16 protein-coding genes are annotated in these 18,361 nt (G+C 69.7%); 5 read left to right on the plus strand and 11 right to left on the minus strand.

What is annotated here, in order from left to right; genetic code table 11:
• Positions 1-47: 47 nt before the first annotated feature.
• Positions 48-3,059: an Rne/Rng family ribonuclease gene (locus tag ACQGNW_RS13230; protein ID WP_426663674.1), complete on the minus strand. Its 3,012-nt coding sequence runs from the start codon at positions 3,057-3,059 to the stop codon at positions 48-50.
• A 344-nt stretch (positions 3,060-3,403) separates the two neighbouring features.
• On the opposite strand from ACQGNW_RS13230, the gene ACQGNW_RS13235 reads away from it, so the two are divergent.
• Positions 3,404-4,408 carry an RluA family pseudouridine synthase gene (locus ACQGNW_RS13235; RefSeq protein ID WP_426663675.1) on the plus strand — a complete coding sequence of 335 codons (1,005 nt, stop codon included), beginning with the start codon at positions 3,404-3,406 and terminating at the stop codon, positions 4,406-4,408.
• Positions 4,409-4,448: 40 nt separating this feature from the next.
• Here the strand turns inward: ACQGNW_RS13235 and ACQGNW_RS13240 are convergent, their stop codons facing one another.
• Together ACQGNW_RS13240 and ACQGNW_RS13245 are read right to left on the minus strand one after the other, a co-directional pair.
• A complete protein-coding gene (locus ACQGNW_RS13240) occupies positions 4,449-5,960 on the minus strand; it encodes a CPBP family glutamic-type intramembrane protease (protein WP_426663676.1) in 1,512 nt (503 codons plus the stop codon).
• 2 nt (positions 5,961-5,962) lie between these two features.
• On the minus strand, positions 5,963-6,304 hold the full coding sequence (locus ACQGNW_RS13245; RefSeq protein ID WP_426663677.1) for a 4a-hydroxytetrahydrobiopterin dehydratase: 342 nt from the start codon (positions 6,302-6,304) through the stop codon (positions 5,963-5,965).
• 154 nt (positions 6,305-6,458) lie between these two features.
• On the opposite strand from ACQGNW_RS13245, the gene ACQGNW_RS13250 reads away from it, so the two are divergent.
• Complete coding sequence (locus ACQGNW_RS13250; RefSeq protein WP_426663678.1) at positions 6,459-7,067, plus strand: NfuA family Fe-S biogenesis protein; 609 nt, start codon at positions 6,459-6,461, stop codon at positions 7,065-7,067.
• A gap of 121 nt (positions 7,068-7,188) precedes the next feature.
• Here ACQGNW_RS13250 and ACQGNW_RS13255 read toward each other — a convergent pair whose 3' ends face one another.
• From ACQGNW_RS13255 to ACQGNW_RS13290, 8 genes are all read right to left on the minus strand, one after another.
• Positions 7,189-7,539, minus strand: coding sequence for a c-type cytochrome (locus ACQGNW_RS13255; RefSeq protein ID WP_426663679.1), 351 nt, complete (start codon positions 7,537-7,539; stop codon positions 7,189-7,191).
• Positions 7,540-7,547: 8 nt separating this feature from the next.
• A complete protein-coding gene (locus ACQGNW_RS13260; protein WP_426663680.1) occupies positions 7,548-7,877 on the minus strand; it encodes a c-type cytochrome in 330 nt (109 codons plus the stop codon).
• A 125-nt stretch (positions 7,878-8,002) separates the two neighbouring features.
• On the minus strand, positions 8,003-9,235 hold the full coding sequence (locus tag ACQGNW_RS13265; RefSeq protein ID WP_426663681.1) for a TraB/GumN family protein: 1,233 nt from the start codon (positions 9,233-9,235) through the stop codon (positions 8,003-8,005).
• 322 nt (positions 9,236-9,557) lie between these two features.
• Complete coding sequence (locus tag ACQGNW_RS13270; RefSeq protein WP_426663682.1) at positions 9,558-10,448, minus strand: carbon-nitrogen hydrolase; 891 nt, start codon at positions 10,446-10,448, stop codon at positions 9,558-9,560.
• Positions 10,449-10,518: 70 nt separating this feature from the next.
• Positions 10,519-11,043 (minus strand): YbhB/YbcL family Raf kinase inhibitor-like protein, encoded by a 525-nt coding sequence (locus ACQGNW_RS13275; protein WP_426663683.1) that lies wholly within the window; start codon positions 11,041-11,043, stop codon positions 10,519-10,521.
• Between the two features lie 90 nt (positions 11,044-11,133).
• A complete protein-coding gene (locus ACQGNW_RS13280) occupies positions 11,134-11,883 on the minus strand; it encodes a helix-turn-helix transcriptional regulator (RefSeq protein ID WP_426663684.1) in 750 nt (249 codons plus the stop codon).
• Between the two features lie 9 nt (positions 11,884-11,892).
• Positions 11,893-12,930, minus strand: coding sequence for an agmatine deiminase family protein (locus ACQGNW_RS13285; protein ID WP_426663685.1), 1,038 nt, complete (start codon positions 12,928-12,930; stop codon positions 11,893-11,895).
• 192 nt (positions 12,931-13,122) lie between these two features.
• Positions 13,123-13,476, minus strand: coding sequence for a hypothetical protein (locus ACQGNW_RS13290; protein ID WP_426663686.1), 354 nt, complete (start codon positions 13,474-13,476; stop codon positions 13,123-13,125).
• A gap of 135 nt (positions 13,477-13,611) precedes the next feature.
• On the opposite strand from ACQGNW_RS13290, the gene abc-f reads away from it, so the two are divergent.
• From abc-f to recJ, 3 genes are read left to right on the plus strand one after another with little or no spacing between them, the layout of a single operon-like run.
• Complete coding sequence (gene abc-f / locus ACQGNW_RS13295) at positions 13,612-15,597, plus strand: ribosomal protection-like ABC-F family protein (RefSeq protein WP_426663687.1); 1,986 nt, start codon at positions 13,612-13,614, stop codon at positions 15,595-15,597.
• 12 nt (positions 15,598-15,609) lie between these two features.
• Positions 15,610-16,524, plus strand: coding sequence for a phosphoglycerate mutase (locus ACQGNW_RS13300; protein ID WP_426663688.1), 915 nt, complete (start codon positions 15,610-15,612; stop codon positions 16,522-16,524).
• Positions 16,521-18,341: a single-stranded-DNA-specific exonuclease RecJ gene (recJ, locus tag ACQGNW_RS13305; RefSeq protein ID WP_426663689.1), complete on the plus strand. Its 1,821-nt coding sequence runs from the start codon at positions 16,521-16,523 to the stop codon at positions 18,339-18,341. The genes ACQGNW_RS13300 and recJ overlap by 4 nt, the downstream gene beginning before the upstream one ends.
• Positions 18,342-18,361: the final 20 nt, after the last annotated feature.

Genomic DNA, 18,361 nt, shown 5'->3' on the forward strand with positions numbered 1-18,361 from the left:
AAAGCCGGACCGAGGTCCGGCTTTTTTGTGGGCGGATGATGCGGCCTTCAGGGGGCCGCGTCTTGCCTGGGTTCCCCAGCCGAGCCGGTCGGCGCATCGGCCGGCTTTTCCGCGGATTCGTTCGCCGCGGAGGCACCAGTGGGATTGGCGTGGGCGAGCAGATCGCCCTGCCGCGGCTGCGGCTCAACCGGCTCGGCGTGGTCGTTGGCGGCGGCATGCGGAGTCTCCGGATGCGGATGAGCCGGAGCAGGGGCTGACTGTGCGGACGCCGGAGCCGCAGTCTCCGTGGCACCCGTGGTCTCGGTGACGGCTGGCGCCGCGGGTTCGCGTACCAAGGGTGCCTCGCCGGCGGAGACGATGGACGTCTCGACCGGATGTGCCGCGTCCGTCGCCGCCGCCGAGTCTGGCGTCGAGGGTTTCTCCGGAATCGGCGGCAGGGGCGGCAGGCTGAAGGCGGTGGCGACGGCGGCAGCCAACGGTGCTTCGGTCAACACCACGCGCGTTGGCTCGGCTCGCTCGGTCGGCGCCAGCGCATTGCGCGGCGAGGGAGCGGCGCGTGGCGGGACGGGAGCGGGTGGCATCACGGAAGGCGCGGCACCGGCTTCGGCCGTGGCCTGACGGGTGACGGCCGGCGAAACCGTGTCGGCGGGTGCGGAGGCGGCCGTGGGCGTGGCAGCAACAGCGCTGGCCTCGGCCTCGTCGCGATCCTCGTCGTCCAGCTCGCCGATCTGTTCGGCGTTTTGCGTCCCGCCGGCGGCGGCCTCGTCGTGGCGACGGCGACGGCGGCCACCGCGGCGGCCGCGACGACGACGCGACGGCCCCTCGGCTTCGCCGGCAGCGGCGTCGGCCGCTTCCTGGACAGCAGCGGCCGGCAAGCCGGCCAGCTTGGCCTCGTCGTCGACCGCTTCGACCGGTGCGGTCGCGGCGGCGGGGCGCTGGGACGGCGCTTCCGGCTTCGGCGCCGCAGCCGCGGACCTGCGCTCGGCGCGCTCGGGCTGGGCGACCTTGGCACCCTCCGTCACAGCGGGCTTGGGCTGCTGCTGGCGTTCCTGCTTCGGCGCCTGGGCATTGGCCTGCGCCGGCTGGCGCTGCGCACCCTCGCTGCCTTGCTGGCGGTTGCTGCGGTTCTGCTGCTGCGTGTTCTGCTGGCTCGGCTTGGCCGACGGCGCGCTGCCGTCGCGGCGCTGGCGGCCGCCACCCTGTGCGCTGCGGTTGCGCTCCTCACGGCGCGGTTGCTGCTGGCGATTGCCTCGCGCATTGGCCTTGTCGCTTTCGCCCGACGGCGTGGCAGCCGGCGCGGTGGCCGCCACCGTCGTGGAGGCGGCGCGGAACCATCCGAACAGGCGGGAGATGATGCCACCGCCAGGCGCGGCGGCGGCCGGTGCGGGCGCTGCCGCCGGGCGGCGCGCCGGCAGCGGCTGTTGCGGCACGGCGGCGGGTGTTTCCTCACGCACCGGGGCCGGGGTGGCCGGCACGACACCGCTGACGGCGGGCTGCTCGCTGCTGCCCAGCGCCTGGCCCATCTTCGGGACCGGGGTGGCTTCCACCGGGGTGAGGCGTTCGTAGCTGGGCTTGCTGTGCTCGCCCATGTCCGCTTCCTTGATCCGCTGGATCTGGATGTGCGGCGTTTCCAGCTTGTCGTCGGCCACGATCACCACATGCGCCTTGTGGCGCAGCTCGATCTCGACCACGCTGGCGCGCTTCTCGTTGAGCAGGAAGTTGGCCACCGTCGGCGGGGCCTGCACCAGCACCTGGCCGGTGTTGTCCTTCATCGCGTGCTCTTCGATCAGGCGCAGGGTGGACAGTGCCAGCGATTCCACGCTGCGGATGTGGCCGTGGCCCTCGCAGCGCGGGCAGACGATCTGGGTGGCTTCGCCAAGGCTCGGACGCAGGCGCTGGCGCGACAGTTCCAGCAGGCCGAAGCGCGAGATGCGGCCTACCTGCACGCGCGCGCGGTCGAGCTTCAGGGCGTCCTTGAGCTTTTCCTCGACCTCGCGCTGGTGGCGCGGGCTGTCCATGTCGATGAAGTCGATCACGATCAGGCCGCCGGCGTCGCGGATGCGGCACTGGCGGGCGATCTCCACCGCGGCCTCGAGGTTGGTGTTGAACGCCGTTTCCTCGATGTCCGAGCCCTTGGTGGCCTTGGCCGAGTTGATGTCGATCGCGGTGAGCGCCTCGGTCTGGTCGATCACGATCGAGCCGCCGGAGGGCAGGCGCACCTGGCGGTCGAACGCGCTCTCGATCTGCGTCTCGATCTGATAGCGGCTGAACAGCGGGGTGTCGTCCTTGTACAGCTTGAGCTTGCGCAGCGAGGTGGGCATCACCTGCTGCATGAACTCGCGGGCGTCCTCGTACAGCGACTCCTCGTCGATCAGGATCTCGCCGATGTCGCTGCGCAGGTAGTCGCGCAGGGCGCGGATGAACAGCTTGGACTCCTGGTAGATCAGGAACGGCGCCTTGCGCTTGCTGGCGGCGTCGGAGATCGAGCGCCACAGGGTCAGCAGGTAGTCCAGGTCCCACTGCAGCTCTTCGGCGTCGCGGCCCAGGCCGGCCGTGCGCACGATCAGGCCCACGTCGTCGGGCACGGTGACGTGCTCCAGGGCTTCCTTCAGCGCCTGCCGGTCCTCGCCCTCGATCCGGCGCGAGACGCCGCCGGCCTTCGGGTTGTTCGGCATCAGCACCATGTAGCGGCCGGCCAGCGAGATGAAGGTGGTCAGCGCGGCGCCCTTGTTGCCGCGCTCTTCCTTCTCGACCTGGACGACGACTTCCTGGCCTTCCTTCAGCAGTTCGCGGATACCCGCCTTGTGCGGGTTCAGGCCGGGGGTGAAGTACTGCTCGGCGATTTCCTTCAGCGGCAGGAAGCCGTGGCGCTCGGCGCCGTAGTCGACGAAGCAGGCTTCCAGGGATTGCTCGACGCGGGTGATGCGGCCCTTGTAGATGTTGGCCTTTTTCTGTTCGCGGGAAGGGATCTCGATGTCGAGGTCGTACAGGGTCTGGCCATCGACGATGGCCACGCGCAACTCTTCACGCTGAGTTGCGTTGATCAACATGCGCTTCATTGTAGTTTTCCTCGGCCCGCCCGCGCGTCGCGTGCCGCGGTGGCGCCGAGGTGGCGGCCTGCCGGGGATCGCGCCGCAACGGGGGAGCGGCTCATGTGACGGCGCCGTTCCCGGCGCCCGGATGTTCGGTCAGCTGCGTCTGCCGCGCCGTGGCCGCAAGGCTTCGGGCAAACGGCAGCCCGAACCGTTACGATGAAAGGGAGTCGCGACCGCTGCCTGGGAATCAACCCTGGGGCATGCGGCGCAATCCTCGCCGGCGTGACGGGCGGGGCCCCGGCCCGGACCGGTCTCGGCGGGCTGGGATTGACGCTCGCCGAGTATCCTATTTCGACAGGTTTTTTTCAATGCAGACGGCAACTTCCCGCGACGTACCTCACGGTGTGCGTCAAGTCGCGATCGGCCCCGAGCGGGACGGCCAGCGGATCGACAACGCGCTGGCGACCCTGCTCAAGGGCGTGCCGAAAAGCATGATCTACCGCTTGCTGCGCACCGGCCAGGTACGGGTGAACGGCAAGCGGGCAAAGCCGGACACCCGCCTAAGTGATGGCGACCTGCTGCGAATTCCGCCGATCCGGGTGGCTGAACGCCCTGAAGGGCGGGAGGCGCCCGGTGCATTGGTCTCGTCGCTGGCTGAGACGGTTATCTTCGAGGACAAGCATTTTCTGGTGATCGACAAGCCTTCCGGCATCGCCAGCCACGGCGGCAGCGGGGTCAGTCACGGTGCCATCGAACTGCTGCGCGCGGCACGCCCGCACGAGTCGCTGGAACTGGTGCACCGGCTGGACCGCGACACCAGCGGCGTGCTGGTGCTGGCGAAGTCGCGGGCAGGGCTGACCGGCCTGCAGGCGGCAATCCGCGCCGGCGAGGTCACCAAGCAGTACCTGTGCCTGATGGTCGGCCACCCGCCCAAGGCGAAGTTCGACGTCAACGCGCCGCTGCGCAAGTCCATCCTGCAGGGCGGCGAGCGCATGGTGCGGGTCAGCGAGGACGGCAAGCCAGCGCTCACCTTCTTCCGCGAGATGGAGCAGTACCCCGGCGCCCGCCTGATGCAGGCCACGCTGGGCACCGGTCGCACCCACCAGATCCGCGTGCACGCTGCCCACATCGGCCACCCGCTGGCGGGCGACCCGAAATACGGCGACCGCGAGATGAACAGGCGCTTCCGCGAGATGGGGCTGCAGCGGCTGTTCCTGCACGCCTCGCACCTCAGCTTCGAGCTGGACGGACGCCTGTACAGCTTTTCCGCGCCGCTGCCGGACGACCTGAAGGCCTTCCTCGACGTGCTGGCGGTGAAGGGCAAGCATCTCCCGTACATCCAGGCACTGAAGCCACGGGGCGATCGTCCCTGATCGCCTGAATCACACGGGCCGCCATCCCTGGCTGCACTTTTCATAGGAAGAAGCGGGCGCTGACCTCCAGCGAACGCAACAGGCCGCCTGCCAGCCCGGCCTCCACCAGCAAGGCGCAGGCGGCATGCGCCGCGGCGACCGGCAGCAGCGCGCGGGAGCGCCGGAAGCACCACGCCCACCACAGCTCGGCCAGCAGGCAGAGCTGCATCAGGGTGCCGTTCGGCGTGTGCATCAAGGCGAACGCGAGGGCGGTGAGCAGCACCGCGAGGGCCGGCTGGAGTCGCGTGCCTTCGAGGCGGCGCAACACCACGGCCAGCATCAGCCATTGCTGCAGGATGGCCCACAGCGGGTAGGTCAGCAGATGACCGGTCGCCGGTGCCCTGAAGTGCCCGCCGCCGTTGGCGACCAGCAGCAGCGCCAGCGGCAGCAAGGCGAACGGCATCGACCAGGCGCGCCAGTCGCCGAGCCAGCGCCAGCCGCCCGGCCGTTGACGCCATTCGGCCTGCGCCGCGAACAGCAGCGCACCGGCGAAGACCAGCAGACCGGGTACGGACAGCCGCAGACCCAGTTGCAGGCCGATGACCAGCCACAGAGGCCCGGCGAGGCAGGCAGCAGGTTCCAGCCAGCGGCGCTGCGGCGGCGGCGGCCACAAGGCCAATCCCGCCAGCACCAGCAGATAGCCGATGGTGCCGACCCAGGCCATTTGGTCATGGCCATCGAGTGTGCCTTTGACTGTCGGCGCCTTGCCATGCGGCAGGATTAGTGCCCCCGGCCGCTGCCGCCAGACCAGTTGGCGCAGCGCCAGTTGCGTCTCGGCCGAAGCGCGGGCCGGCAGGGCGATCCACGGTGCGGCCGGCAAGGCGGGATCGGCGAGTTGTCGCTTGGCGGTCGCCGGGTCGGGCGACAGCTGCAGGGAGGGGTGCACAGGCGTCGGCAAGGGCGCATCGCGGCGCAATGCCACTTCGTCCAGGCCCAGCGACGCGCGGGCGGGCAGCAGCAGTTTCAGCCGCAGCATCTCGATCCGCTGCGGCGGGGGACAGGGGTTGCCGTCGGCAGCCTGCCAGTGCAAGCGGCGCAGATCGACCACGACATGGAGCGGGCCAGCCGCGACCGGCGTGTCCTGCCAGCCGAAGCAGCCTGGCTGCCCCAATCGCGGCTGCCAGGCCAGGCCCAGCCGGAACGACGCATCGGCTTCGCCGTGCAGCGCCAGCAGCGGCCAGTGGCCCGGATCGAGCATGCCGCGCACCGGCAGGCCGATCTCGAACGACGTGCCGTCGAGGCTGGTGACGCGCAGCCCGCCGTCGTCGCGCCTCACCATGGCGGCGCCGAAGGCGCGGCCCGCGACGAGGTCATGCGGCTGGCGCAGGCGCCATTGCCACAGCGGCTGGCCACCTTCGACCAGGGCAAGTTGCCGATCCGCCGCATTTTGCAGATGGCCTGCGACGATGCGTGCGGCGAGCACGCGCAGTCCCGCCAACAGCAGCGCCACCAGCAGCACGAAGCCTGCACCGGCCAGCCACCGCTGCACATTCGAGGGCTGGCGTAGCCGCATGCTCAACGCGCCAGCAGCGCCTCGACCTTGGCCGCGCAGATGATGTCGTTGAGCGAGAGCCCGCCCACGTCATGGGTGGACCACAGCAACCGGCAATGGCCGTAACCCGCCTCGATGTCGGGGTGGTGATCCTCGTGGTTGGCCATGTAGCCCACCGCGTTGATGAAACCCAGCGTGCGATGAAAGTCGGGGAAGCGGAAATCCTTGACGATCGCGCGGCCATCCGCAGTCAGTGTCCAGTCGGGCAGCAGCTGCAACAGCTGGGTGACCTTGTCCGCGCCGAGCGCGTGTTCCTTGCCCTTGCGCGGCTGGCAATGCTGGTTGGCGAAATCGTGGATGTTCATGGCGGCTCCGGGGAAGGCGAAGGCAGGGCTGCGCAGGGTCGAAGCTTGGCGCGCAAAAGTCAAAGCCCGCTGGCGGGCCTAAACCGTACTAAAATGGTGCTGATTCGGCGGGCCGCACTGGCGTGTCCGCCGCGACCTCCGCAACAGGTGAAGCATGATCGAGATTTCCGAACGCGCGCAGCAGCATTTTCGCCGCCTGCTAGCGCAGCAGGGCAGCGAAGGACTGGGCATCCGCCTGCACGTGACCGAGCCCGGTACGCCGGCGGCCAGCTGCGAGCTCGAGTTCTGCGAGCCGGCCGAGCTGGTCGGCAACGAATGGACGATCGAATGCGCCGGTTTCGACTTCCACGTCGAGGGCGACAGCGCTCCGTGGCTGGACGGCGCCAGCATCGACTTCGAGCCGAACGCCACTGGCGGCCTGCTGAACATCCGCGCGCCGAAGATCAAGGGCGACGTGCCGGGGCTGGAAGCCGGCGTGATCGAGCGGGTGCGCTACGTGCTCGATGCCGAGATCAATCCGCGGCTGGCCTCGCACGGCGGCCGCGTCACCCTGCTGGAGGTCGATGCCGAGGGTGTGGTGAAGCTGCAGTTCGGCGGCGGCTGCCACGGTTGCGGCATGGTCGACGTCACCCTGAAGCAGGGGGTGGAGAAGACCCTGCGCGAGCGCGTGCCCGAGGTGACCGCGGTGCGCGACGCCACCGACCACAGCGGCGGCAAGCAGCCGTACTACAGCAAGCACGAGGGCAAGTCGGCGCTGGGTTGACGGGCGTGGTTCGCCACAACGGGAAAACCCGCTTCGCAGCGGGTTCTTGTTTGAAAGTGCGGCCATGGATGGCCGCCCGTTTGATTTTCGCGATCAGGGATGATCGCAAAGCCAAGGCGGATCAATCGCCCTGCACGTGTCCCTTCAGCGTGTCGAGCTTGGTCGGCAGGCTGGAGAAGTAGGCGGCGACATCCTCGATGTCCTGGTCGGACAGCGTGGCCACCATGCCCTTCATGATCGGGTTGTTGCGCTGGCCGTCCTTGTACTCGTGCAGCACCTGCTGCAAGTACTCGTTGTACTGGCCGGCGAGGCGGGGGTACTGCGGATCGACAGCGTTGCCGTCGGCACCGTGGCAGGCAAAGCAGGCGGCGGCCTTGGTCTTGCCGTTCGCGGCATTGCCGCTGGCCAGCAGCGGGGCGGAAGCGAACGCCAGGGCGGCGCCGCACGAAAGCAGGGCGAGTGCGCGTTGCATGCGGAGTCCTATTTGATCGGCGTGAGGCTGGACAGGTAGGCAGCGATGTCCTTGATGTTCTGCTCGGACAGGCTTTGCGCCTGCGCCACCATCGTCGGATACGTGCGCTCGCCGTTCTTGTAGCCGTTCAGCGCGTTGATGAGGTACTGCTCGTTCTGCCCGGCGATCTTCGGCACGGGATAGTCCGGGTAGGCATTGGCGGAACCCGGTACGCCGTGGCAGCCGGCGCAGGTGTAGACCAGCGTGCGTCCCGCCGCCTTGTCGCCCTCGGCGTGCGCGCTGGCGGTGGCCAGCAAGGCGGCAGCGGCTGCCAGACCAAGCAATTGCAGTCGAATCATCGAGATCGTTCCCCAGGTGCGGCCACAGATGCAAATGAATGCAACAACCTTCGCAGTATAGACAGCAGTTCCGGGCACGGACAACCTGTCGCACGGGTTTGATCTGCGACAAGTGTCGCCGTGGCTCAGACCAGGCTGCGGAAGATGTGGATGCCCGCGCTGTACTCGCCCACGATGGTGCCGAGGCTGACCAGGAAGAAGTTCAGCAGCGTGCGCGCCACGCGATTCTTCCACCAGCCGCTCCAGTGCACGATGTCGTCGCGCAGGGCGTCGAAGTCGGCCACGCGCGGACGGCGTACCCAGGCCTCGGCCGCCGCGCTGATGCCACCGGCGGGGATGCCGGGGCGAAACGGCTTGATCGGCGCGGCGACGAAGGCGGCGAGGATGCTGAGCGGATGCGCGGCGGCGGCCAGCGCACCCAGGGCCGCGAAGCAGCCGGTGAACAGCACCCACGCGGTGAGCGCTTGCGTGCCGAGTGCCGTGTTGCGGTGGAAGGCGAAGGCGATCGCGGCGAATACCGCCAGCACCAGGCCTGCAGCCAGCCACTTCGGCCAGCGCGCCTTCGGTGGCGCCTGCGCCAGGTCGGCAGCGATCGCCACCGGATCGCCATGCTGCTCCCGCAGCAGGCGGCACAGGCCTTTCAGGTGCCCCGCGCCGATCACCACCAGCACACGGCGCGGTGCGGCGGTGGCGGAGCGCGCGGCTTCCTCGCGCAGGCGCGCGGCCATGTAGGCGTCGCGCTCGCCGATCAGGCTCTGGTACAGCGGCTTCGATTCGCTGGCGAACTCGCTGAACGCGCTCTCCAGCATGTCGCCCTGCTTGAGCCTCTCGATCTCGCTGGCGTCGATCTCCTCGCGCTCGAACACGCTGGCGAGCAGGCCGCCGAGCAGGCCGAAGCGCTGCCAGAAACCCACGCTGCGCCAGGCGCGCTTGAGCGTGGTGCCGACCTCGCGGTCGACCAGCCACAACGGCAGGCCGCGCGCCTCGGCGCCGTCCATCGCCGCCTTCATCTCCGCACCGGGCTGGATGCCGGACTGCTCGGCGAGGCGCTTCTGGAACGTGGAGAGCACCAGGCTGGCCGCCACCATGCCGGCCTTGCCCTGGCGGATCACCTGGAACAGGTCCATGCGCTTGAATGCATCGGGATCGCGCATGCCCTGCGCGCGGCTCTCGCACAGCTCTACCGCGACGGCGTCGAAGCGCTCGTGCTCCAGCAAGGCCTCCACCGCCTCCATGCTGGTGCGCGAGACGTGGGCGGTGCCCAGCACCACATACTCCACGCCATCGCGCTCGACGCGCTCGATCGGCTGGTCGTGCAGCACGGCCGGCAGGGGCAGGGCGGATTCGGTGTCACTCATGCGCGGGGCGTACTGGTCACGGAGGTGGTTCAAGCATGGGGACGCGTCCCGCGTGAAGCAAGTTCAGAAACGCGGCCAAGGACGGCTGCCCGTTTGATTTTCGCGATCGGGGACGATCGCAAAGTTTTGAGCAGTGCGGCCAAGGACGGCTGCCCGTGTGATCTTCGCGATCGGGGATGATCGCAAAGTTTTGAGCAGTGCGGCCAAGGACGGCTGCCCGTGTGATCCCCGCGATCGGGGATGATCGCAAAGTTTTGAGCAGTGTGGCCAAGGATGGCCGCCCGTGTGATCTTCGCGATCAGGGACGATCGCAAAGGTAACGTCAATCCCGGAAGCGCTTGAGCAGATCGCCGTAGGCGTCGATGCGGCGGTCGCGCAGGAACGGCCAGATGCGGCGTACGTGCTCGCTGCGCTGCATGTCGACCTCGGCGAGCAGCAGTTCGCGCCGGTCGGTGCCAGCCTGAGCGAGGAATTCGCCCTGCGGGCCGGCCACGAAGCTGGTGCCCCAGAACCGGATGCCCGCGCCGACGCCGCTGGGATCGGCTTCGTGGCCGGTGCGGTTGCAGGCCAGCAGCGGCAAGCCGTTGGCCACCGCGTGGCCGCGCTGCACGGTCACCCACGCCTCGCGCTGGCGATCCTTCTCGTCCTGCGCGTCGTTCGGGTCCCAGCCGATCGCGGTGGGGTAGAGCAGCAGTTCCGCGCCGGCCAGTGCCATCAGGCGCGCCGCCTCGGGGTACCACTGGTCCCAGCACACCAGCACGCCCAGCCTGCCCACCGAAGTCTGGATCGGCTCGAAGCCGAGGTCGCCCGGCGTGAAGTAGAACTTCTCGTAGAACGCCGGATCGTCGGGAATGTGCATCTTGCGGTACCTGCCCGCGATCGCCGCCGAGCGGTCGAACACCACCGCGGTGTTGTGGTACAGCCCGGCCGCGCGCTTCTCGAACAACGAGGCCACCACGACCAACTTCAGCTCCTCGGCCAGTTTGCCGAGGCGCTCGGTGCTGGGGCCGGGGATGCTTTCGGCGAGGTCGAACAGGTCCACCGCTTCGTGCTGGCAGAAGTACGGGCCGTTGTGCAGCTCCTGCAACAGCACCAGCTCGGCGCCGGCCCTGGCCGCCTCGCGCAGGCCGGCTTCGATGGCGTCGAGATTGGCGTCGCGGCTGCCGCGGTCGGTTTCCTGCAGCAGGGCGACTTTGAGTGTCTTGCGGGTCATGGATGCGGCCTCGCCGGTGGCGCGAAAACGCATAGTGTAGCGAGCCCGGCGCGCAGCCTCCCGCCGACCTTCAGCGGCCGTAGGTCAGCGTGGCCTGCGCCTTGCCAAGCGTATGGCCGTGGATCATGAAGCCGGCCAGCGCCGGCGAGGCGCCATCCGGGAGTTCCAGCGCGGGCACGTCCAGCGCGTACACGGTGAAGACGTAGCGATGCGGTGCATCACCCTCCGGTGGGCAGGGGCCACCCCAGGCCGCCTGGCCGTAGTCGTTGCGCACCGCCAGCGCGCCGGCCGGCAGGCGGCCCCCCGCCGGCAATGCCGTGCTCGAGACCGGCAGGTTGACCACGACCCAGTGCCACCAGCCGCTGCCGGTGGGCGCATCCGGGTCGTAAACGGTGAGTGCGTAGCTGCGCGTGCCGGCAGGGGCCTGCGACCAGCGCACGGCGGGCGCGCGGTTGGCGCCGGTGCAGCCAAAACCATGGAAGCTGCTGCTCTGGGGAAGACGGCCATGCCCGCCGTCGACCCGCACCCGGAAGTCGGCAGCGTGGACGCCCAACGCGAAGGCGGACGCAAGCAACGTGGCAATCAGGCGGCGCATGGGAACCTCGCGGCGGGGGAGTGCCGCGCATGATGTGCGGCGTCGCATGGCCGCGGTGGCCTCGAACGCGCAGACGCTCGCCCGATTCGCTCAATCGCGAAGCTCGGAGGGCAGGGTGCCGAAGCGCTGGCGGAAACGTGCCGTGAAGCGCGAAGGCGAGGCATAGCCGCACTCGGCGGCCACCTGCTTCAGCGGCTTGTGCGAGCCCTGGACCAGGGCGAGCCCGTGGGTCAGCCGCACTTCTTCGAGGACCGCGCTGAAGCTGGTCGCTTCCCCGGCCAATCGCCGGCGCAGCGTGGCGGTGCTGAGTGCGAGGCGTGCGGCCACTTCCTCCGCGCGCCACTCGCGTGCGGGTTGCGTGTTGAGCAGCAGGCGGATGCGTTCGCGCAGCCCGCGGTTGCGTTCCATCGGCGGTCGGTAGCCGGCCAGTGCCACGGCGGCCACCAGTTCGGCGACGCGATGGCGCAGCAGGCTTTCCGGGAGGTGTTCGGAGACGCCCTGCTCGACGTGGGCAAAGGCTTGTTCCAGGGCGCGCGTGGCGGGCAACGCGGCCCATGCCGGCGCGTCGACGGGCACAGGGTCGGCAGGCGCCAGCATCGTGTGCGGCAAGCACAGGCATACCGCGCGGTACGCGCCATCCTGCGGCGGCAGGTTCTCCACGTTGAGCAGCTGTCCGGGCGCCACGGCGGCGAAGCCGCCGGCGGGGATTTCGTCCCGGCGTTGCCCATCGCCCATGCGCTTGCGGCCGGCACGGACCTGGAAGATCGAGAACTCGGCGAACGGCGCGGCGGCGATGCGTTGCCGTCGCCGCGCGAATATCTCCAGGCGGGCGACAGCCACGGTGGACTCTCAATCGACCAGCCCGGCCGGCAGCTGCATGGTGATGCAGTGCAGGCTGCCGTTCTGCCAGATCAGCGGGCGGCAGGGCACCTGCACCACTTCGCGGCCGGGATGCGCGCTGCCGATGATGCGGGCAGCCGCGTCGTCGGCCGCGTCGCCATAGGCGGGCACCAGCACGGCGCCGTTGACGATAAGGTAATTCGCATACGAGGCGGCGAGGCGGCGGCCTTCGTCGATGATGGGCCGCGCCCACGGCAGCGGATGCAACTGGTACGGGCGGCCATCGGCAGTGTGCAGCGCGGCGAGCTCCTCGCCCATGCGCGCGAGTTCGCCATGGTGCTTGTCGCCGGCGTCGTCGCAGGCCTGGTACACGATGCGGCCGCCGGGCGCGAAGCGGGCGAGGGTGTCGATGTGCGCGTCGGTGTCGTCGCCTTCCAGATAGCCGTGATCCAGCCACAGGATGCGGTTGGCGTGCAGGCTGTCCATCAGGATCGCGTCCATCGCCGCGCGGCTTTGCTCCGGGTGGCGCTGGTGCAGGCACTTCCAGGTGGTGAGTACGGTGCCGGCACCGTCGCTCTCGATGCCACCACCCTCCAGCGCCCAGTCAATGCGGCGGTGGTCGGCGCGGCCGAACACGCCGGCATCGACCAGACCTGCGATCAGCGCGTCGTCCCGTTCGGCGCCGAACTTGCCGCCCCAACCGGTGAAGCGGAAGTCGGCGAGCTGGAAACGGCCGTCGTCGCTCTTCAGCGTGATCGGGCCGGAGTCGCGCAGCCAGGTGTCGTCGTAGGGCAGTTCGACGAAGTGGATGCGCGCGAGATCGACGCCCGCCTCGCGCAGCAGGTTTTCGGCATGCATGCGCACGCCGGCATCGGCCGCCACCACGACCAGGCGCTGGAAACGCGTCACGGCGGCGGCCAGGGCCACATAGGTGGTTTCCACCGCGGCCAGTCGTTCGGCCCAGTCGGTGCCGGCGTGCGGCCAGGCGATCAGCACCGCGGCTTGCGGCTCCCATTCGGCAGGCAGGCGCCAGCGGGGTTCGGTCATGACGGAATCTCGTGGGGGACGGTCGGCCATGCAACATGGCTTTGGGGCGCGAAGTTTAAGCGATACGCGCAGCACAAACCGCAGGACGGCCGTCTTGCACGCCCGAAGGGCGCCCGAAAGGGTGGCGCACAAGGATGTGCGGCATGAAAAACGCGCCCCGCGGCAACGCGGGGCGCGTCATGGCGTGGGCGCTCAGTTCGCGGTGGCGGGGCTGGTGTTGTTGCCGGCCGGCGTGTTGAGCACGGAATGGATCACGTGGTCGTGCTCGAAATAGACGATGAAGTTCGCGTACTCCCAGCGGTTGATCACCGGGTGCTTCTTCGTGTCGCCGCCGCGTGGCGAGAGCTTGCGCTGCGGCGCGCCGTATTTCCGCTCGACCTGGGCCATGGTCATGCCGCGCGCGGGCAGATGCATGCCCTTTTCCTGCTGCACGCGGTGGATCAGCAGGTTGTCGGCATGGACCGGCTGCGGCATGGCGTAGCCGGCGGCGCCGAAAACGATGGCGAGTGCTGCCAGCAAGGGCAGGTTGTGGCGATGCTTGAACATGGTCCCCTCTCCGCGCAAGGCGTTGCCGCGCCGTTGTAGCAGAACTGTTTGCGACTATCCACGGGCAGTCGCGGCGGGTGTGACCGGCATAGCCGTTATCATGTGCGGCCGAGTCGCCCGATTGAAGTGCCCCGAATGATCGCGTTCCGCCATTTTGCCCTGCGCCGCGGCAGCCGCCTGCTGCTGTCCGACATCGACCTGGTGATCCAGGGCGGCTGGCGGCTGGGCGTGATCGGCCGCAACGGTTGCGGCAAGTCCAGCCTGTTCGCCGCGCTGCAGGGCCAGGTCGAGGCCGACGCCGGCGACATCGACCTGCCGGCGAAGCTGCGCCTGGCCTCGGTGGCGCAGGAGACGCCCGCGCTGCCCGACCCGGCGATCGAGTACGTGTTGGGCGGCGACGTGGAACTGCACGCCGCGCTGCGCGACGAGGCCGACGCGCAGGCGCGCGGCGACAGCGATGCGATGGCGCGTGCCCACCACCGCATCGAGGAACTGCACGGCTACGACGCCCGCGCCCGCGCCGGCCGCCTGCTGCATGGCCTGGGCTTCGCGCCGGAGACGCACGAGCGTGCGGTGAAGGAGTTCTCCGGCGGCTGGCGCGTGCGCCTGAACCTGGCGCGCGCGCTGATGGCGCCGTCCGAACTGCTGCTGCTGGACGAACCCACCAACCACCTCGACCTCGATGCCGTGCTGTGGCTGGAGGAATGGTTGCGCCGTTACCAGGGCACCCTGCTCATCATTTCGCACGACCGCGAATTCCTCGACGGCGTGATTGACCACACCCTGCACCTGGTTGACGGCGGCGCCCGGCTGTACACCGGCAACTACAGCGCGTTCGAGCGCCTGCGCGCCGAGCAGCTGCGCCAGCAGCAGATCGCGCACGAGCGCGAGCAGGCCGAGCGCGCGCACCTGCAGAGCTTCATCGACCGCTTCAAGGCCAAGGCCAGCAAGGCCAAGCAGGCACAGTCGCGCATGAAGCGACTGGAGAAGATGGCCGGCACCGAGGCGGTGCGTGCCGAGCGTGCGTTCCACTTCCAGTTCGCCAAGCCCGAGCGCGTGCCCGATTCCATGCTGCAGCTGGAAGAGGTGATCGCCGGCTATCCGGCCGGTTCGCGCGAGGAAGGCGACGACCACTTGCCCGGCCACGACGTGGCCAGCCGCGAGGCCACGATCATCCTGCGCGACGTGCGTTTCCGTCTCGAAGCGGGCGAGCGCATCGGCCTGCTCGGCCCGAACGGAGCGGGCAAGTCCACCCTGGTGAAGACGCTGGTGGGCGAACTGGCGCCGATGGGCGGCGAGCGCAAGGCACACAAGGATCTCAGGATCGGCTACTTCGCCCAGCACACAGTCGAGAGCCTGCGCGAGGGCGCCAGTCCGTTCGACCACCTGCAGGACAAGGCGCCCGGCGTCGCCGCGCAGGCGCTGCGCGATTTCCTCGGCACCTGGAACTTCGCCGGCGACCGCGCGTTTGAGTCGGTGGACGGCTTCTCCGGCGGCGAACGGGCGCGCCTCGCGCTGGCGCTGATCGCCTGGGACAAGCCGAACCTGCTGCTGCTGGACGAGCCCACCAACCACCTCGACCTCGACATGCGCGAGGCGCTGGCCGATGCGCTGGCCGATTTCGACGGCGCGCTGGTGCTGGTGTCGCACGATCGCCATCTGCTCGGCATGGTCTGCGACAGCTTCTGGCGCGTGGCCGACGGCGCGGTGGAACCGTTCGACGGCGACCTCGACGACTACGCGCGTTGGCTGCGCGCACGCGGCAGCGCAGCGAAGAAAGGCGCGAAAACCGAAGAGCGCGCACCGGGCAGCCCGCTTCCTGATCGCGGCGCGCAGGACGGGCGCACGGGCAACGCATCCGCCGCAGACCGCCGCCGCGCCGCTGCGCAGCAGCGCGACAGCGAAAGAGCCTCGCGCCAGCGCGTGAAGAAGATCGAGACGCGCGTGGCCGCCATCGACGCCGAACTGACGGCGCTGGAGGCGAAGCTGGCCGATCCGGACACCTACAACGGTCCCACTGCCGCGCTGATGAAACTCGGCCAGCAGCAGGCCGAACTGCGCCGCGAGAAGGAAACGCTCGAAACGGAATGGATGACCCTGTATGAAGCGCTGGAAGCCTGAGGACCCGCGTCGATGAGTGCACATCCGGCACAGCTGTGGTTGCCCGCGTTGGACCGTTTCGGCCAGGCGCACCCGCTGCGCCGCCTGCTGGCGCAGGCCGATCGTCTCGACGACGACCCGCGCGACCGGTTGGCCCGCCTCGCGGACGGTTTCGACGGTGCCGGTTCGCCGCTGCCGGCGGCCGCGCTGCTCCGCGAACACCTGGCCGGCGACGCGGGCGACGCGACGTGGCTCAATGCCGATCCCGCGTGGGTGCAGCCGGACATGACCGGCGTGCGCCTGCTCGCCTGCGGTTCGATGCCGCTGGACATGCGGGAGGCGCAGGCCTACACGCTGGCGCTGCAACCGGCCTTCGCCGAGGCCGGCCTGCAACTGGAAATCACCGCCCCCAGCCACTGGCAGCTGCGCCTGCCGCCGGAGACGCGCGTGCCGGCCTTCGCCGCACCGGAGCTGGCGCTGGGCGAAGACCTGTACCTGCATCTGCCGCAGGGGGCGGACGGTCGCCCGTGGCGCGTGCTGCTCAATGAGGTGCAGGTGCTGCTGCACCAGCATTCCTTGAACGCCGCGCGTCAGGCGCGTGGCTTGCCGCCGGTCAACAGCGTGTGGCTGTGGGGCGCGGGACGTTTACCCGCATCGCTGCGATGCAGGTTTGCCGGCGTGGTCGGCAGCGACACGTTGCTGCTCGCGCTGGCGGCGCGCGCCGGCGTTCCCGGCCAGTCGCGCACGCCAACGACCCTGGCAGCGGTACAGGTCGGCTGGCTGGTCGACCTGCAGGATGTGGCGGTGGACGAACTGATGAGTGACTGGTGGCCGCCGGTGCAGGCGCTGGCGCAGCGGCAGGCCCTGCAGTTCACGTTCGCCGGCGGCGAACGCTGGTCGTGGCGGCCGCGGCATCGCTGGCGGTTCTGGCGCGGGGCGCCGCGTTGAGCACGCTCGAACTGCGCCGGCGCGTGGCGCAGGGCGAACCGTCGGGCTGGGAGGCCACGGTGCATCCGGTGCTGCAGCGGATCTATGCGGCGCGCGGCGTGTTGCAGCCCGCGGATGTCGACCATCGGCTGCAGCGCATGCTGCCGCCGCAGGCGCTGGGCGGCCTGGATGCCGCGACCGGGCTGCTGGCCGAGGCGATCCGTGACGACTGGAGCATCCTGATCGCCGGCGACTACGACTGCGACGGTGCCACGGGCACCGCGGTCGCCGTGCGCGGCCTGCGCATGCTTGGCGCGAAACGGGTGGGCTACGCGGTGCCGAACCGCTTCGTGCACGGCTACGGACTCACGCCGGCACTGGTCGACTCGCTGCAGCCGCGTCCCCGGCTGATCGTCACCGTGGACAACGGCGTGGCCAGCGTGGCGGGCGTGGCGCGGGCGCGCGAACTCGGCATGCGGGTGATCGTCACCGACCACCACCTGCCCGGCGAGCAGCTGCCGGCCTGCGACGCGATCGTGAACCCGAACCTCGTCGGCGACGGTTTTCCGAGCAAGGCCTTGGCGGGTGTCGGCGTGATGTTCTACCTGTTGCTGGCGCTACGCGCGAAGTTGCGCGGGCAGGGTGCTTTCTCGTGCGATCTTCCTGATCGCGAAGATCAAAAGGCGGCCGTCCATGGCCGCACGTCCCCAAAAGGCGAACCAGATCTCTCCGCCTTGCTTGACCTGGTGGCGCTGGGCACCGTGGCCGACCTGGTGCCGCTGGATTTCAACAACCGCGTGCTGGTGGAGGCGGGCCTGCGGCGCATCCGCGGCGGCAAGGCCTGCGCCGGCATCGCCGCGCTGGTCGAATGCGGCAGGCGCAGTGCCGCCGTGCTCTGCGCCAGCGATCTCGGCTTTGCGGTGGGGCCGCGCCTCAACGCGGCGGGGCGGCTGGAAGACATGCAGCTCGGCGTGGAATGCCTGCTCACCGACGACGTGGCGCAGGCGCGCCGCTACGCGGGGCAACTCGACCAGATCAACCGCGAGCGCCGCGACCTGCAGGCCTCGATGGTGGCCGAGGCCGAGGCGATGACCGCCGGCCTGCGCGACATCGACGCGGTGGGCGTGGCGTTGTACGAGCCGTCCTGGCACGCGGGCGTGGTGGGCCTGGTGGCCTCCAAGCTGAAGGAGCGTCTGCACCGCCCGGTTATCGCGTTCGCGCCAGCTTCCATTGAAGAGTGCAGCGATGGATCGCCGCTTCTTGATCTTCGTGCGCAGGAAGCGCACACGAGTCGTGTCAACTTGCGCGGGTCGGGCCGCTCGATTCCCGGCTTCCACCTGCGCGATGCGTTGGCCATGATCGACGCGCGCCAGCCCGGCCTGATCGAGCGCTTCGGCGGTCATGCGATGGCGGCGGGCCTCAGCCTGCGCGCCGCCGATTTCCCGCGTTTCGCCGCTGCCTTCGATGCCGCCGCGCGCGAGCTGATCGCGCCTGAACGCCTGCAGGCCGCGCTCTACACCGACGGCGAGCTTCCCGCGGGCAGCCTGTCGCTGGAACTGGCACGGCAGCTCCGTCATGCCGGCCCTTGGGGCCAGGCCTTCCCCGAGCCGCTGTTCGACAACGTGTTCGAATGCGCGGGCTGGAAGCCGATGGGCGAGGGCCACTGGCGGCTCGACCTGCGCGACCCGCGAGACGGCAGCGTGCACGACGCGGTGATGTTCAATGTCGGCACCGCCGCGCCGCCGCCGCGCCTGCGTGCCGCCTACGAACTGGTCATCAACGACTGGCAGGGGCGCGAATCGCCGCGCCTGCTGCTGCGCCACATCGAACCGGCCTGATCTCGCGCGGCGTTCACGGC

The sequence above is a fragment of the Rhodanobacter aciditrophus genome (assembly GCF_050026795.1).
Classification (GTDB): domain Bacteria; phylum Pseudomonadota; class Gammaproteobacteria; order Xanthomonadales; family Rhodanobacteraceae; genus Rhodanobacter_A.

Coding starts and splice junctions, on each gene's coding strand:
- ACQGNW_RS13230 (WP_426663674.1), bottom strand. CDS start 3,059: ATGAAGCGCATGTTGATCAACGCAACTCAGCGTGAAGAGTTGCGCGTG.
- ACQGNW_RS13235 (WP_426663675.1), top strand. CDS start 3,404: ATGCAGACGGCAACTTCCCGCGACGTACCTCACGGTGTGCGTCAAGTC.
- ACQGNW_RS13240 (WP_426663676.1), bottom strand. CDS start 5,960: ATGCGGCTACGCCAGCCCTCGAATGTGCAGCGGTGGCTGGCCGGTGCA.
- ACQGNW_RS13245 (WP_426663677.1), bottom strand. CDS start 6,304: ATGAACATCCACGATTTCGCCAACCAGCATTGCCAGCCGCGCAAGGGC.
- ACQGNW_RS13250 (WP_426663678.1), top strand. CDS start 6,459: ATGATCGAGATTTCCGAACGCGCGCAGCAGCATTTTCGCCGCCTGCTA.
- ACQGNW_RS13255 (WP_426663679.1), bottom strand. CDS start 7,539: ATGCAACGCGCACTCGCCCTGCTTTCGTGCGGCGCCGCCCTGGCGTTC.
- ACQGNW_RS13260 (WP_426663680.1), bottom strand. CDS start 7,877: ATGATTCGACTGCAATTGCTTGGTCTGGCAGCCGCTGCCGCCTTGCTG.
- ACQGNW_RS13265 (WP_426663681.1), bottom strand. CDS start 9,235: ATGAGTGACACCGAATCCGCCCTGCCCCTGCCGGCCGTGCTGCACGAC.
- ACQGNW_RS13270 (WP_426663682.1), bottom strand. CDS start 10,448: ATGACCCGCAAGACACTCAAAGTCGCCCTGCTGCAGGAAACCGACCGC.
- ACQGNW_RS13275 (WP_426663683.1), bottom strand. CDS start 11,043: ATGCGCCGCCTGATTGCCACGTTGCTTGCGTCCGCCTTCGCGTTGGGC.
- ACQGNW_RS13285 (WP_426663685.1), bottom strand. CDS start 12,930: ATGACCGAACCCCGCTGGCGCCTGCCTGCCGAATGGGAGCCGCAAGCC.
- ACQGNW_RS13290 (WP_426663686.1), bottom strand. CDS start 13,476: ATGTTCAAGCATCGCCACAACCTGCCCTTGCTGGCAGCACTCGCCATC.
- abc-f (WP_426663687.1), top strand. CDS start 13,612: ATGATCGCGTTCCGCCATTTTGCCCTGCGCCGCGGCAGCCGCCTGCTG.
- ACQGNW_RS13300 (WP_426663688.1), top strand. CDS start 15,610: ATGAGTGCACATCCGGCACAGCTGTGGTTGCCCGCGTTGGACCGTTTC.